This window comes from Nitrincola tapanii, assembly GCF_008368715.1.
Lineage (GTDB): Bacteria > Pseudomonadota > Gammaproteobacteria > Pseudomonadales > Balneatricaceae > Nitrincola > Nitrincola tapanii.
Window position 1 is genome coordinate 533,266 of record NZ_SMRS01000001.1, and the last position, 14,503, is coordinate 547,768.

Consider the following 14,503-nt stretch of genomic DNA (forward strand, 5'->3'; position numbering starts at 1 on the left):
AGATCTCTATGAGTCTCGATGTAGATCAGGAAATTCTAGAAGATTTCCTCGTAGAGGCCGGTGAAATACTGGAACAGCTATCAGAGCAGTTGGTTGAGCTGGAGCAGCGTCCAGATGATCGTGATTTGCTCAATGCTATTTTTCGTGGATTCCACACAGTTAAGGGTGGTGCCGGTTTTTTGCAGTTGAATGCCATGGTGGACTGCTGTCATAAGGCGGAAAACCTGTTTGACTTGCTGCGTAATGGTGAGCTTAAGGTTTCGGCTACTTTGATGGACGTGGTATTGCAGGCTCTGGACGCTGTGAATCATATGTTTGATAACGTGCGCAGCGGAGAGGAGCCCGTACCTGCTTCGCCTGAGTTGATGCAACGTTTGGTCGCGTTCACCCAAGGAGGTGAGCCTGAACCGGTGGTCCCTAAAAAAACTGTGATTGAGCCGCCCACGGCGCCTCAGCCTGTGCGGGCTGACGTGGAGCGCCCCGTGAATCCTAATACACCGAATGATGAGTTTGATTTTCTGCTGAGTGAACTGGCAGGGGCGGCACCAGAAGAAGCCGTTAGCTCGGTGACCTCAGGCGATGATGATTTGATCACGGAAGATGAGTTTGAAGCCTTACTGGATCAGTTGCATGGTTCCGGTGGTGCGCCAGGTAAATCGCAGGCCATGCCCTCTGAAACGGTGGCTGCCAGTGGCGATGAGATCTCCGAAGATGAATTTGAATCCTTGCTGGACCAGTTGCAAGCGGCTGGCCAAGGGGCATTTGCGCATGTCAAACCCCATGAGCCTGAAGTTCCAACGGCCGCTTCTGCGGAGCCTAAGTTGACCGTTAAGCCTGCTGAGGAGCTGGACCCCGTGATCCTGCCGGAAACTCCCAAGGTTTCGGGATTGCAGCCTCAAAAAGTGGTGCAGGAAAGCAATGTACGTGTGGATACGGCATTGTTGGACAAAATCATGAACATGGTGGGTGAGCTGGTTTTGGTGCGCAATCGCTTAGTGCGTTTGGGCGGTGCCGGTGATGATGAGGAGATGTCCAAAGCCTTAGGCACTTTGGATATGGTGACTGCCGATTTACAGATGTCGGTGATGAAAACACGCATGCAGCCGGTGAAGAAGGTCTTTGGCCGCTTCCCGCGCTTGATCCGCGATCTATCCCGCAGCTTAAACAAAGAGATACAGTTAGAGTTACGCGGTGAAGAAACTGATCTGGATAAGAACCTAGTTGAAGCTTTAGCCGATCCTTTGATTCACCTGGTGCGCAATGCTGTGGATCATGGCATTGAGTCGCCGGCTGAGCGTGAGCGCATGGGTAAACCACGTGAGGGACATGTTCTGCTTTCTGCTGAGCAGGAAGGGGATCATATCCTGCTGATCATTCGTGATGACGGAGCGGGCATGGATCCAGAAAAGCTGCGTCGTCTTGCGGTGCAGCGCGGTATGTTGGATTCGGAGTCGGCTGCGCGACTCAGTGATCATGAGTGTTTTAATCTGATATTCCATGCCGGTTTCTCGACCAAGAATGAAATCTCAGATGTTTCTGGGCGTGGTGTGGGTATGGATGTGGTGAAAACTAAGATCACCCAGCTCAACGGTACCTTGGCGATCGACTCCGTCATGGGGCAGGGAACACAAATTGCCATTCAAGTGCCCTTGACCCTAGCGATTATGCCAACCCTAATGGTGACGCTTGAGGATCAGGCGTTTGCCTTGCCGTTGGTCAATGTCAATGAAATTTACAATCTTGATCTCACCAAAACGAATATTGTGGATGGACAGCAGGTCATCATTGTACGTGATCAGGCTTTGCCTCTGTTTCACCTGAAGCGTTGGATGGTGAAGGGCTGTGAGTATGAGCCATTGCCGGAGCAGGGACACGTCGTGATTGTGTCCGTTGGTACAACGCGGGTGGGATTTGTCGTCGATCAGTTGGTGGGTCAGGAGGAAGTGGTGATTAAGCCGTTAGGCTCGATTCTGCATGGAACTCCAGGTTTATCTGGTGCAACGATAACCGGTGATGGTCGAATTGCTTTGATCATTGATATCCCTAATTTGTTGAAACGTTACGCAGCGACTTGAGCGTGACAGATCAGGGGATGCTGTATGACTGTCAAAGTATTAATCGTAGATGATTCGAGCTTTTTTCGTAATCGTATTGAAGATGCGTTAAAAAGTGATCCGCGTATTCAAATTCTCGGCACCGCCGTGAATGGTAAAGAAGCCGTGGAGAAGGCGCGTTTACTCAAACCGGATTTGATTACCATGGATGTTGAGATGCCACAGATGAACGGCATCGAAGCGGTACGTCAAATTATGCGTGAAGCGCCAACGAATGTATTGATGCTCTCCTCCCTCACTCACGAGGGTGTTCGTGTTACCTTACAAGCGTTAGAAGCGGGTGCGGCGGATTATCTGCCCAAAGATATTCGTGCTTGGATGGATCGTTCAAGCCAATTGCGTAAGGATCTGATAGATCGTGTGGTGGCATTGGGTAGCTCCAAGCGCAGTTTTACGCGCTCAGTGTTTGACTCACGGCCCATCCCGGCGTCGACCGGCAGCATGCATGTCTTTAAACCGGATGCGGTGACTGCTCCGGTTTCTGCAACACCCTCAACACTCGCCGCGCGCAGCAGCTCTGCATCCATGTCTAAGTCCGGCTCTGCACGCGCGAAATTTCCGGATTGCCGTGTAGTGGTGATTGGAGCTTCAACCGGCGGACCCGCTGCTTTACAGCGAGTGCTTTGTGCTTTACCTGCTAGTTTTCCTTATCCCATTTTATTGGTGCAGCATATGCCGGGCACCTTTACCAAGGTATTTGCTGAGCGATTAAATCAGCAAGCGGCAATTCAGGTGCGAGAAGCCGTAGACGGTGATCGTCTCCAACCGGGTGTGGCGCTTTTGTGCCCGGGAGGATTTCAGATGATCCTAGATCCGCGTCAGGCGGATCGTGTACGCATCATGGCGGGAGATGAGCGTTTAATTTATAAGCCGAGCGTAGATGTGACTTATGCCTCTGCCGCTAAAACTTATCAGTCTAAAGTCTTGGCCATTATTTTAACGGGTATGGGTGCAGATGGCTGTGACGGTGCGCGCTTATTAAAGCAGTCGGGTGCGAGTATTTGGGCGCAAAGTAAAGAAACTTGTACGATTTATGGTATGCCGCAAGCCGTTGTCAATGCAGGCCTGGCGGATGCTGTGTTGGATCTAGATGATATCGCGGATCTGTTGGCGACACGTAAATAAACGATGCGATTTTGATGAATTTTAGGAAATAAGCATGCGGGTATGGTCTGTAGCCAATCAGAAAGGTGGCGTGGGGAAAACAACAACGGTCGTGACCTTGGCGGGTTTGCTCACAGAGGTCGGTTACCGTGTGTTGCTGGTTGATCTTGATCCGCATGGATCACTGACAAGCTATTTTCGCTTTGATCCCGATGAAATTGAGCGCAGTGTTTATGATCTCTTCGAGCAGCCAGCGCTGACAGCACCTCAAGTGAATTCTTTAATCCTTAAAACGTCCCATGAATCGATTGATTTGATGCCTGCGTCCACAGCGCTGGCGACACTTGAGCGTAAGGCAGTAGGTAAAGAAGGATTGGGGCTGCAAGTGGCCAAAGCTCTCAGGTTTCTGCAGGATCGTTATGATTTTGTATTAATCGATAGCCCACCTGTTCTAGGTGTTTTGATGGTGAATGCCCTGGCGGCTTGTCAGCATCTGCTCGTGCCGGTGCAAACCGAGTATCTCGCGCTTCGTGGTTTAGAGCGGATGGTGCGGACCATTGAAATGGTCAATCGTGCGCGTCGACAAAAATTGACGCATACGATTATCCCGACTTTTTATGATCGCCGCACTCAGGCATCGGTGAGTAGCTTGCGTGAGCTTTATCAACGTTATCCTGATCAGGTCTCAGGGGCAGTCATTCCGGTCGATACTAAATTCCGTAATGCGAGTATCAAGGGGTTAGTTCCCTCTTCATTAGATGCCGGAAGTCGTGGTGTGCATGCTTATGCGCGTTTGCTAAGACAGTTGTTAGAAGTGCGTAAAGCGGGGCAAAGCGGATGACAGATCAAAAGAAAGTTGTTTTTGAGTACTTGTCAGCCTTACTGAGTGAGCCAGAAACTTCTGCCGTCAATCAAGAAGAGATGCCGCTGGATCCTCAGGAGAATTCTCTCGAGTTGCCAGCCGTTGCTTCCCCAGAAGAGCCTCCAGTAGAGCTGGCGAGTGATATTAAGCTGCAGCGTAGAGCAGAGATGGTTAACGATCTACCAGAGCCAGAGCCAGAGCCAGAGCCAGAGCCAGAGCCAGAGCCAGAGCCAGAGCTTCAACCGGTTGGTATGATAGCGGCCAGTGCTGAGCCCGTCTTGCGTTGCATGCTGGTCAGTGTACAGGGGTTAAAGTTAGCGATTCCATTGGATGAAATAGACTCGACCTTCTGCATCTCCAGTATCAGTTTAGAGATCGATAGCAAACACGACTGGCTTATCGGTCAGTTTGAGCGTCAAGGAGCCGCGGTCAGAGTCGTGGATACTGGACTATGGATTATACCGGACACCTACTCTTTAGAAGCTTCGGGCTACCATGATCTGATTGTTTTGTCGGGGGGGCGTTGGGCTTTAGCCTGTAATGAGATACTGTCTTCAGTTGATCTGCCTTGCTCCGCTATTAATTTGAATCAGGATTTGTCGCGGCGCGCCTGGTTAAAAGGCACCTGCTTGGCGCAGCGCTGTGCTGTAATGGATACGCGCCAGCTAATGGATGAATTTGAGGTGATGGTTGTTTGATGTGGAACGAACTGCCTGGGTTGGCCATCGGGATGATCATCCTGATGGTCATCACTTTATTGCTGCTGGTGGCGCTTGCTTGGTGGGTGCGTCTGCGCTTGCGCAAACAAGAACAGCAGCACCAGGTGTTAATTAATGTTTTGCGTAACGAAATACAGGGCTTTACCGGTAGCTCCATCGGCATGGGTAAGCGTTTGTTAGAGATTGAAGAAAAATTAAATCTAACGGCTGAAAAGCAGGTTGAGTTGGAAAATCGTGATCCAGGTGTTTTAGCCTACAATCAAGCAGCTCGTCTCATGGAGATGGGTGCAGGGGTCGAAGATCTGATCAAAACCTGTGGTATCGGGCGGCCTGAAGCAGAATTGATGGCGCTTTTACACCGCGAACTGCAAACACAAGATAAAATCAGCCATAAACCCTAAGTGAACACTTCTTCAGTCGCTGTTATCTGTGCAGTGCATCACGTATAATTGCCCCCTTTTATCGACCTTAGTTTTAATTTAGGACATGTAAACATGGCAATTGAACGTACGCTTTCAATCATTAAACCTGACGCCGTCGCCAAGAATGCAATCGGTGCCATTTTGTCGCGCTTTGAACAGGCAGGTTTAAAAGTGGTTGCAATGCAGATGAAGAGCCTCAGCAAAGAGGAAGCTGAAGGTTTTTATGCGGAGCACAAAGAGCGTCCTTTCTTCGCAGATCTGGTTGCATTCATGACCTCGGGTCCCGTGGTTGTTCAGGTTTTGGAAGGTGAAAACGCCGTGCGTTTGAACCGTGATTTAATGGGGGCGACTAACCCTAAAGAAGCGGCTGAAGGCACCATTCGTCGTGACTTTGCCACCTCTATTGATGCTAATGCTGTGCACGGTTCTGATTCCCCAGAGTCTGCAGCACGTGAGATTGCATATTTCTTTCCAGGTTAATTCAGCCAGGAAAGCATGGGGTCGGTAGTGTTTCACTGCCGATCCAGTGACATCCAAGTTTTAGGTACACACATGTCTGCGACTGAACGCAAAATCAATCTTCTCGGTCTTTCTCCCTCTAAGCTTGAAGCCTTTTTTGAATCCTTGGGTGAAAAGCGTTTCCGTGCTACTCAAGTGTTGAAGTGGTTGCATCAGCGTGGGGCAAGCAGCTTCGATGAAATGACCGATATCAGTAAAGCGTTACGTCAGCGTTTAGCTGAAGTCGCCGATATTCGTGAGCCTGAAATCGTCTTAGAAAAGTTTTCTGCCGATGGAACACGTAAGTGGGTCATCCGTATGGATGGTGGCTCCAGTATTGAGGCGGTTCTGATTCCAGAAGGATCGCGTAAGACCCTCTGTGTTTCTTCACAGGTGGGTTGTGCTTTGGATTGCAGCTTCTGTTCGACGGGCAAGCAAGGATTTAACCGTAATCTCACCACTGCAGAAATCATCGGGCAATTGCGTGTGGCAATACGCTCTTTTGGGCCTTTTGACCCCGCAGATGAGCGACGTGTGACTAACGTGGTGTTTATGGGCATGGGTGAGCCGTTGCTCAACTTTGATAATGTCATGGACGCAACAGAGTTGATGATGCATGACAATGCTTATGGCTTGTCTAAGCGTCGTGTCACCGTGAGTACGGCGGGTGTAGTGCCTGCGCTGGATCGTATGGCCGGATTAACGGATGTGTCCTTAGCGGTTTCTTTGCATGCACCAAATGATGCTTTGCGTACGGAATTAGTTCCTGTTAACGCACGTTATCCGATTGCCGAGTTGATCGAGTCTTGTAATAACTACCTTAAGCACTTGAATGACAGACGCGTGATTACCGTTGAGTATACGTTGCTAGCCGGTGTGAATGATCAACCTGAACACGCACGTCAGCTCGTGAAACTCTTACGTAAAATGCCAAGCAAGCTGAACCTTATTCCATTTAATCCCTTCCCTAACTCCGGTTATGAGCGGCCTAGTGCGGAAGCGATACAGGCATTTAAGCAGATTTTAATTAACGCCAATATCGTTACAACGGTCCGCAAGACTCGGGGTGATGACGTGGATGCGGCCTGTGGTCAGTTAGTCGGCCAGGTTGATGACCGCACGCGGCGTAGTCAAAAATATCAAGCTGTGGTACAACAGGATCTTTCGACATTGAATCTCATTCATCGGGAGAGTTGAGTGAAACCGATCCTGGTCTGGCTAATCATTGCGGCGTTGACTCTAACTGGATGTGCCTCAAGGCAAGCCAGCAATGTATCAGAAACGTCTCCTGATGCGGCGCTTCAAGCTTATACTCAGTTGGGACTGCAATATCTACAGGTAGGTGACACGGCTAATGCAAAAATCTCATTGCAACGAGCTCTTTCGTTGAGTGAGCGTTACGCGCCGGCTAATAATGCCATGGCACTGGTCTTTCAGTCTGAGCGAGAAGATGCACTGGCTGAGCGTTACTTTAAGCGAGCGGCCGAGTTAGATAGCGGTAACGCAATGATCCACAACAACTACGGTGCCTTTTTATTTGCTCAGTCGCGTTTTGAAGAGGCCTGTAAACAGTTTTCTAAAGCCACTGAAGATCCTTTCTACACTTCACGTGCCCAGTCGTTTGAAAACCTAGGTCAATGCTATCGACAAACTCGTCAGCTCACGGCAGCGGAGCATGCCTATCGTCGGGCATTAGATCTGTCTCGTAATCGACCTATCGCTATGGCTGAGTTAGCGGACTTGCTCTTGGAGCAAGATAAGAATACCGAAGCGGCACAGTGGTTTAATCGTTTTCGTGAACTTGTTGATGCGCGACGTGCTCAACATACGGCGCGTAGTTTGTGGGTCGGTGTGCGTATAGCACGTATGGAGCGTAATGCAGGTTTAGCGGCGACCTACGGGTTGTTATTGCGTAATCTTTATCCGGATTCTGATGAATATCGTATGTTTAAGGAGTCTGCACTGTGAGCAGTGAAGCGCTGGATCCTAATCAAGTCTCCTTTCCTGGCCAGGTATTTCAGAAGGCAAGAGAAGAGTTGGGTTTAAGTATTGATCAAGTTTGTAAAGAGCTGAATCTTACGCCTAAAGTCATTCGTTTGATTGAATCAGGTCAGCCTGAAACCTTCCACAATCCTGTGTTTATGCGTGGGTATATTCGTAATTACTCGAAACGCTTGGGTTTGAGCGCAGAGAAATATGTAGAGTTGTTTGCGCATATGCCTGGAATCCATTTGGCGCCTTCGCAGATTCGCTCAACAACCAGTATCCCGAATGCTGAACTCGGGCGCTCGCCCTGGATCAAACTCATCACATGGGTTTTTGTTTTGACTCTGGTGGCGACTGTCATTTGGTGGTCACGCCAACAATACGGTATTACAACAACAGATACGTTACCTGTTAATCCGCTTACGCCTCAGGAGATAAGTAGGTCGGCAGAGGTTTTTGATGAGGATGTGCTCGAGTCGGGTGAGTCGGACACACCTGCTGAAGTCTTATCCGACCCAGACAATGGAGAGGAGCTCAGTAATCATGATGATGCGTCTGTAGCTAATGAAGAGCCCGCTGTCGAAGCACTGACACCTGAAACTCTAGATCGAATCTCAGAAGCTGACGTAGCTGAAGAGGTTTCAAGCTTCGCAGGTTTGGAGATGCGGTTTACCGATGAGTGTTGGGTGCAGATACGCGATGCTTCCGGTCAAACCCTCTACTCACAAGTGGCACGTCCTGGAGCGGTGGTTCAGCTTGAAGGGGTTGAACCTCTATCTTTGGTGATTGGCCGTGTTGAAGCGGTGAGTTTTATGGCTTACGCCGGACAGAAGGTGGATTTAAAGGCCTTAGCTTCGGGTAATGTGGCTCGTTTTACCCTCCCACGCCCTTGAATTTCGTGTAGTTGATTAAGCAGGTATTGATTTGGCCAAGATAAAAGCCATTCGCGGTATGAATGACATACTGCCAGAACAAACACCTTGGTGGCAGTTTCTAGAAGAAAGTACACAAAGCGTACTTTCTTCCTATGGTTACCAGGAGATCCGTACACCTATCGTTGAGCAAACCGATCTATTTAAGCGCTCCATCGGTGAAGTGACGGATATCGTTGAAAAAGAGATGTACACCTTTGCCGATCGCAATGATGAAAGTTTGACTCTGCGTCCAGAAGGTACGGCGAGCTGTGTGCGAGCCTGTGAAGAGCACGGCCTGCTGTTTAATCAAGTGCAGCGGTTGTGGTATGCCGGCCCTATGTTCCGTTATGAGCGTCCACAGAAAGGGCGTTATCGTCAGTTTCACCAGATAGGAGTGGAAACTTTCGGTATGCAGGGACCGGATATCGATGCCGAATTAATTCTCATCGGTGCACGACTCTGGAAAAAATTAGGCGTAGATCAAGCCGTGAGTTTACAGCTGAACTCGCTCGGTAGCAGCGTGGCACGTCAGGCTTATAAAGAAGATTTGGTTGCGTTTTTGTCTAAGCATGTGGATGAGCTGGATGCGGATAGTCGTCGGCGTCTGCAGAGTAACCCATTGCGAATTCTAGACAGTAAAGATCCTAAGACTCAGGCGCTGTTGCATCAGGCGCCAGATTTCCATGCTTACCTAGATGACGAGTCTCGTCAGCATTTTCAGCAGCTCTGCGAATACCTGGATGCAGCGGGTATTCCTTACGTGATTAACCCGCGTCTGGTACGTGGTCTGGACTATTACGGTAAAACAGTATTTGAATGGGTCACCGATCGTTTAGGTGCGCAGGGGACAGTCTGTGCAGGCGGTCGTTACGATGGTTTGGTTGAGCAGCTAGGTGGGCGTGCAACGCCTGCGGTGGGTTTTGCTTTGGGTGTCGAGCGTCTGATTTTATTGCTGGAAAGTGAAGCCGGTTTGGCGGCTGAACGCTTACAGCAAGCCGATATTTATCTCTTGCCACTCGGAGCCGAGGCATCTAAGGCCGCAATGCAATTGGCCGAGGGTTTACGCAACGAAACGGGTTTGAGGGTTTTGTTGGGTTGCGGGGGTGGAAGTTTTAAGAGCCAGATGAAGCGTGCAGATAAATCGGGTGCTGAGATTGCACTCTTGCTCGGCGAAGATGAGCTGAGTCAGCAGCGAGTGACCGCTAAGCCTCTGCGCTCAGGTGAGGAGCAGCAGGCTATTTCTTGGCAAGCGCTGAGCAGTTATCTTAATAATCGATTTAAATCTTAATAGCGGGAGTTTGAGCCGTGGCGGAATTGCGCACAGAAGAAGAACAGCTTGAAGCACTTAAGCGCTGGTGGCATGAGTATGGAAAATCTTTGTTATTAGGGGTGGCGGTCGCTCTGGTACTGTTTTTTGGGTGGCAAACCTGGCAAAAGCGTGAAGCAAATCAAGCGGCGAATGCCTCTGCGCTCTATCAAAATCTGATTCAAAGTGTGGTGATGCAGTTAGATGAAGGTTCGGCCCGTGATTTAACCGGCCTTCAACAGATGGCAGATCTGCTGAAGGCAGATCATGCTAAGTCTACCTATGCGGGTTATGCGGCCCTTTTGATGGCGCGTGTGAAGGCAGAAGAAGGGGATTACGCAGCGGCTTTGACAGAATTGGATTGGGTGTTAAGTGCGAAGCTTGAGCTGGATCTTCATCGTGTTGCTCAGTTACGAAAAGCGCGTGTCTTGATGCAGTTACAGCGTCAGGATGAAGCTTTGATACTCTTAACCCAGTTTGATGCCGGTGCTTTCGAAGCGCAGTATCAGGAAGTGCTGGGGGATCTATACTTGCAGCTTGGCGATGAAGCTCAGGCATTAACGGCCTACGAGCGTGCGCTCGCGATACCGGCTGCAACGGAGCGTCCAATTTTACAAATGAAACGCGATAACCTTGGAGAGGCATCATGAGATCTCTGGTTAAAACGACAGTCAGTCTGGTTCTGGTGAGTTTGCTGACGGGTTGTGGTTTCTGGGGTGGAAAAAAAGACGAGGTGCGCCCGGCGCCACTTGTTGATTTTCAAACAGAAAGTCAAGTTCAGGTCGTCTGGAGTGCCCAGGTCGGTTCAGGTCCAGGTCGTGCCTTCCATGAAATGACGCCCTCAATAGATGCTGACCGGATTTATGCTGCGGATAGCAAGGGGGTGGTCAGCGGCTTTGATCGTATGACTGGTGCGCGTGCTTGGACGCAAAATCTAAAAGAGCCAATTATCGGTGGCGTGGGTGCTGGATTCGGGCAGGTAATTTTGAGTTCTCGCTCCGGTGATGTCATTGCTTTAAGTGGTAATGATGGTTCGGTGTTATGGCGTACAGCTGTCGGGTCTGAAGTCACTGCGCAAGCGCAGCTAAACCGTGAACTGGTAGTGGTGCAGTTGGTGAGTGGACGTATTGTCGCGTTGGATCGTCAAACAGGTGCTCTACGCTGGACTTTTGATGCACAAATGCCTGCCTTGACGCTGCGGGGTACCGGTACTCCCTTGCTGACTTCAGATGTGACCTTTGCAGGCTTTGCAAATGGCAAGCTGATTGCTATCAGTAATGCAAACGGAGCGATGATCTGGGAGCAGCGGGTTTCTTTGGCAGAAGGCCGTTCAGAACTGGAACGTATGGCAGATATAGATGGCCGCCCTCTGATTTTGAACAATGTATTATATGTTGTCGGCTATCAAGGACGTTTACTTGCGATCAACCCGTTTAATTCGCAAATTCTGTGGGCTCAAGATATTTCATCCCATCGTGGTTTGGCGACAGGGTTTGGCAATATCTACGTTGCTGCGGATAATGATCGCGTTCACGCGCTGGATGCGGCAACAAGTGCCAGTGTCTGGACACAAACAGGGCTAGATAATCGTCAGCTATCGACACCTAGCACACTGGCGAGTGCGGTGGTGGTTGCTGACCAAGAAGGTTATCTACACTTTATGTCTCAGGTGGATGGTCGTTTTGTAGCGCGTTATCGAGTGGATTCATCGGGTGTGCGTGGCGATATGCTCGTACGTGATGACATTCTATATGTGTTAAGTAATGCAGGCCGCTTAATGGCTCTGCGGCTTAACTAACTGTATTTAGTGACAGTGGCGGCTCTCCTTAGGACAGCCGCCTTTTTATTCTGGAAATAAGCAATGCTACCCGTTATTGCCCTGGTAGGGCGTCCAAATGTTGGGAAATCAACCCTTTTTAACCGTTTAACCCGCACTCGTGATGCCTTAGTGGCAGATCTGCCCGGTTTAACGCGGGATCGTAAATATGGCGAAGGCCGTTTAGGTGATCAGAGTTATTTGGTCATCGATACAGGGGGGATTAGTGGTGATGAGGCTGGGATCGATCAGGTCATGGCTCGCCAATCCCTGATGGCAATTGAAGAAGCCGATATCGTGTTTTTCTTGGTGGATGGTCGTGCGGGTTTAAATCCAGCAGACGAGATGATTGCCGATCATTTACGTCGGAGTGCAAAACCCTGTCATTTAGTTGTGAACAAAACCGATGGTATTGATCCAGATACCGCGATGGCGGATTTCTATGGTTTTGGATTGGGGAACCCGAAACCAATAGCTGCGGCGCATGGTCGTGGTGTTTTATCGCTGATTGAAGAGGTGTTGGCACCTTTTCCAACCGATGCTGAGCAGGACGAGGCGCTCGAAGAAGAGCGCTCAATGCGTATTGCCATCATTGGCCGCCCTAATGTTGGCAAGTCTACGCTTGTGAATCGAGTTTTGGGTGAAGAGCGTGTGGTAGTCTTCGATCAGGCGGGAACAACACGGGATAGTATCTATATCCCTTATGAGCGCGAAGGGCAAAAATACACTCTGATTGATACCGCCGGTATTCGTCGGCGTAAACATATCACAGAGGCGGTCGAAAAATTTTCGATTGTCAAAACCCTGCAAGCGATACGTGATGCCAATGTTGTGGTAATGGTGATTGATGCGCGTGAGGGTGTGACAGAACAAGATCTGCATCTTTTAGGCTTTGTAATCGATGCCGGTCGTGCGCTGGTCATTGCATTGAATAAATGGGATGGCATGAGTCATGATGACAAAGAAAAGGTACGTGAGCAGATACGCCGCCGCCTTGAGTTTGTTGCCTTCGCACGCATGCATTTTATCTCAGCTTTGCACGGCACAGGTGTGGGAGAGCTTTATGCTTCGGTTCATGAGGCTTATGACTGTGCCATGGCGAAGTGGTCAACCAATAAATTGACACGCCTGCTTGAAGATGTCGTGGCTGATCACCAACCCCCGAGCGTGAATAATCATCGCATTAAGCTACGTTATGCCCATCAGGGAGGGTCTAATCCTCCGATCATTGTGGTGCATGGTAATCAGACTGATTCTTTGCCGCAGTCTTATAAACGTTATCTAGAAAATCGCTTTACTAAAATACTCAAAATTCGCGGTACCCCCATACGTTTTGAATTCAAAACAGGTGATAACCCTTATGCGGGTAAACGGAATCTGCTCACCGCACGTCAGAAGGCGAAAAAAGAACGCAATATGGAGCATATTCGCGATCTGAAAAAGCGTGCTAAAAAGCGGGCACAGAAGCGTGATTAATCCCGATCTGACTGAAATCGATCAGCGGCCGATCGCTTTATTTGATTCCGGGGTAGGGGGGCTGACGGTGCTGAATGCAATACGCCAGCGCTTACCAAATGAGAATGTCATCTATTTGGGTGATACGGCACGTGTACCTTACGGAACCAAGAGTGCGCTCTCAATTGTGCGCTACGCTGAACAAGCCTTACATACTCTGATGGAGTATGACATCAAAGCTTTAGTCATCGCGTGTAATACGGCTTCGGCTGTTGCGTTAGAGCCTTTGCGTGCTCAGTATCCTGGCTTGTGTTTGTTGGGTGTGATTGAGCCAGGAGCAGAAGCGGCTTGTCAGCTCAGTTCTGAAGCGCGTATTGGTGTGATTGCCACTGAAAGTACGGTGAATAATCAGGCTTATCAAAAAGCGATTCTTAAAATTCGTCCCGAAGCGCATATTCGTGCGGCAGCATGCTCGCTTTTTGTAGCGCTGGCGGAAGAGGGCTGGCACGATGGCGAGTTGGTCGAGGCGATTATTGAGCGCTCCTTGCAGCCTTTATTTACTGAGTTTGGAACGCAACCTGCGCTGGATACCTTGGTGCTTGGATGTACACACTTTCCTGCTTTGAAGGATGCCATCAGCAAAGTGGTGGGCGCGCAGGTGCGACTGGTGGACTCGGCGGATACTGCTGCCGAGGCGCTATATCATGCACTTGCTCAGCGTCATGCGTTAAATGATGCCAATGGAATAGGTCAAGTGCGTTTTTTGGTCACAGATGGCCCAGAGCGCTTTGTGCGTGTAGCACGTAACTTCTATTGTGAAGCTATTGAAGCATCCAGCGTTGAGTTAGTTGATATTCAGCACCATGCCGCGGCTATGCTAGAAAAGAAGCTTTTCAAAAAAGTTAAAAATATTACTTGACCGACCTAAAGGGTCTCTGTAATATTCGCGCCTCGCTTGAGACGAAGCCTTCCGGCCTCGGTTGGAGACAGAGATTCTCTCAGCGATAGAAGCAGTTTAGTTCATTGTTTTCAAACAAGAATAAGTTGCTTCGGAAGTGTTAAGCGCAATCGCGGTGAAGAAAAAACTTACACGGGATTGAAAATAAAGCTTGACTCTTCGGACGAGGTCGCTAGAATACGTACCTCGCTTGAGACGACTCCTCGCTGAGGAGGTTGGCCAAGCCGCTCTTTAACAATCGATCAGGTAATGCGTGTGGGCGCTTGTTGAGATTGAGCATACAGCTTAATCAGGACAAGCAACCCAATGATATTCATTGAGATGTAATAGTTCCTGAGCATGAATTGGT

14 protein-coding genes are annotated in these 14,503 nt (G+C 49.5%); all 14 read left to right on the forward strand.

The features are described 5' to 3' along the window. Positions 1 to 8: 8 nt before the first annotated feature. The 14 genes from E1H14_RS02625 (at position 9) to murI (ending at position 14,115) form a co-directional block, all read left to right on the forward strand. On the forward strand, positions 9 to 2,075 hold the full coding sequence (locus tag E1H14_RS02625; RefSeq protein ID WP_149389880.1) for a chemotaxis protein CheA: 2,067 nt from the start codon (positions 9 to 11) through the stop codon (positions 2,073 to 2,075). A gap of 24 nt (positions 2,076 to 2,099) precedes the next feature. Then, positions 2,100 to 3,239, forward strand: coding sequence for a protein-glutamate methylesterase/protein-glutamine glutaminase (locus E1H14_RS02630; RefSeq protein WP_149389881.1), 1,140 nt, complete (start codon positions 2,100 to 2,102; stop codon positions 3,237 to 3,239). A gap of 34 nt (positions 3,240 to 3,273) precedes the next feature. After that, positions 3,274 to 4,059 carry a ParA family protein gene (locus tag E1H14_RS02635; protein WP_149389882.1) on the forward strand — a complete coding sequence of 262 codons (786 nt, stop codon included), beginning with the start codon at positions 3,274 to 3,276 and terminating at the stop codon, positions 4,057 to 4,059. Then, a complete protein-coding gene (locus tag E1H14_RS02640) occupies positions 4,056 to 4,778 on the forward strand; it encodes a hypothetical protein (protein ID WP_149389883.1) in 723 nt (240 codons plus the stop codon). The genes E1H14_RS02635 and E1H14_RS02640 overlap by 4 nt, the downstream gene beginning before the upstream one ends. After that, positions 4,778 to 5,200: a DUF2802 domain-containing protein gene (locus E1H14_RS02645; RefSeq protein ID WP_235017365.1), complete on the forward strand. Its 423-nt coding sequence runs from the start codon at positions 4,778 to 4,780 to the stop codon at positions 5,198 to 5,200. The genes E1H14_RS02640 and E1H14_RS02645 overlap by 1 nt, the downstream gene beginning before the upstream one ends. Before the next feature lie 93 nt (positions 5,201 to 5,293). Continuing rightward, a complete protein-coding gene (gene ndk, locus E1H14_RS02650; RefSeq protein WP_149389884.1) occupies positions 5,294 to 5,701 on the forward strand; it encodes a nucleoside-diphosphate kinase in 408 nt (135 codons plus the stop codon). A gap of 72 nt (positions 5,702 to 5,773) precedes the next feature. Further along, positions 5,774 to 6,916 (forward strand): 23S rRNA (adenine(2503)-C(2))-methyltransferase RlmN, encoded by a 1,143-nt coding sequence (gene rlmN, locus E1H14_RS02655; RefSeq protein ID WP_149389885.1) that lies wholly within the window; start codon positions 5,774 to 5,776, stop codon positions 6,914 to 6,916. After that, positions 6,917 to 7,687, forward strand: a complete 771-nt coding sequence (pilW, locus tag E1H14_RS02660) for a type IV pilus biogenesis/stability protein PilW (protein WP_149389886.1) — start codon at positions 6,917 to 6,919, stop codon at positions 7,685 to 7,687. Further along, positions 7,684 to 8,598, forward strand: a complete 915-nt coding sequence (locus E1H14_RS02665) for a RodZ domain-containing protein (RefSeq protein ID WP_149389887.1) — start codon at positions 7,684 to 7,686, stop codon at positions 8,596 to 8,598. Before pilW ends, E1H14_RS02665 begins: the two co-directional genes overlap by 4 nt. Before the next feature lie 58 nt (positions 8,599 to 8,656). After that, positions 8,657 to 9,907 (forward strand): histidine--tRNA ligase, encoded by a 1,251-nt coding sequence (gene hisS / locus E1H14_RS02670; protein ID WP_407670228.1) that lies wholly within the window; start codon positions 8,657 to 8,659, stop codon positions 9,905 to 9,907. 17 nt (positions 9,908 to 9,924) lie between these two features. After that, the gene (locus E1H14_RS02675) at positions 9,925 to 10,575 is read left to right on the forward strand and encodes a YfgM family protein (RefSeq protein WP_149389889.1); all 651 of its coding nucleotides are present in this window, start codon (positions 9,925 to 9,927) and stop codon (positions 10,573 to 10,575) included. Next, positions 10,572 to 11,723, forward strand: coding sequence for an outer membrane protein assembly factor BamB (gene bamB / locus E1H14_RS02680; RefSeq protein ID WP_149389890.1), 1,152 nt, complete (start codon positions 10,572 to 10,574; stop codon positions 11,721 to 11,723). The genes E1H14_RS02675 and bamB overlap by 4 nt, the downstream gene beginning before the upstream one ends. 63 nt (positions 11,724 to 11,786) lie before the next feature. After that, entirely contained in the window at positions 11,787 to 13,217 is a 1,431-nt protein-coding gene (gene der, locus E1H14_RS02685) for a ribosome biogenesis GTPase Der (RefSeq protein ID WP_149389891.1), read from the forward strand. Next, positions 13,210 to 14,115: a glutamate racemase gene (gene murI / locus E1H14_RS02690; RefSeq protein ID WP_235017366.1), complete on the forward strand. Its 906-nt coding sequence runs from the start codon at positions 13,210 to 13,212 to the stop codon at positions 14,113 to 14,115. The genes der and murI overlap by 8 nt, the downstream gene beginning before the upstream one ends. Positions 14,116 to 14,503 lie beyond the last annotated feature (388 nt).

Coding starts and splice junctions, on each gene's coding strand:
- E1H14_RS02625 (WP_149389880.1), top strand. CDS start 9: ATGAGTCTCGATGTAGATCAGGAAATTCTAGAAGATTTCCTCGTAGAG.
- E1H14_RS02630 (WP_149389881.1), top strand. CDS start 2,100: ATGACTGTCAAAGTATTAATCGTAGATGATTCGAGCTTTTTTCGTAAT.
- E1H14_RS02635 (WP_149389882.1), top strand. CDS start 3,274: ATGCGGGTATGGTCTGTAGCCAATCAGAAAGGTGGCGTGGGGAAAACA.
- E1H14_RS02640 (WP_149389883.1), top strand. CDS start 4,056: ATGACAGATCAAAAGAAAGTTGTTTTTGAGTACTTGTCAGCCTTACTG.
- E1H14_RS02645 (WP_235017365.1), top strand. CDS start 4,778: ATGTGGAACGAACTGCCTGGGTTGGCCATCGGGATGATCATCCTGATG.
- ndk (WP_149389884.1), top strand. CDS start 5,294: ATGGCAATTGAACGTACGCTTTCAATCATTAAACCTGACGCCGTCGCC.
- rlmN (WP_149389885.1), top strand. CDS start 5,774: ATGTCTGCGACTGAACGCAAAATCAATCTTCTCGGTCTTTCTCCCTCT.
- hisS (WP_407670228.1), top strand. CDS start 8,657: ATGAATGACATACTGCCAGAACAAACACCTTGGTGGCAGTTTCTAGAA.
- bamB (WP_149389890.1), top strand. CDS start 10,572: ATGAGATCTCTGGTTAAAACGACAGTCAGTCTGGTTCTGGTGAGTTTG.
- der (WP_149389891.1), top strand. CDS start 11,787: ATGCTACCCGTTATTGCCCTGGTAGGGCGTCCAAATGTTGGGAAATCA.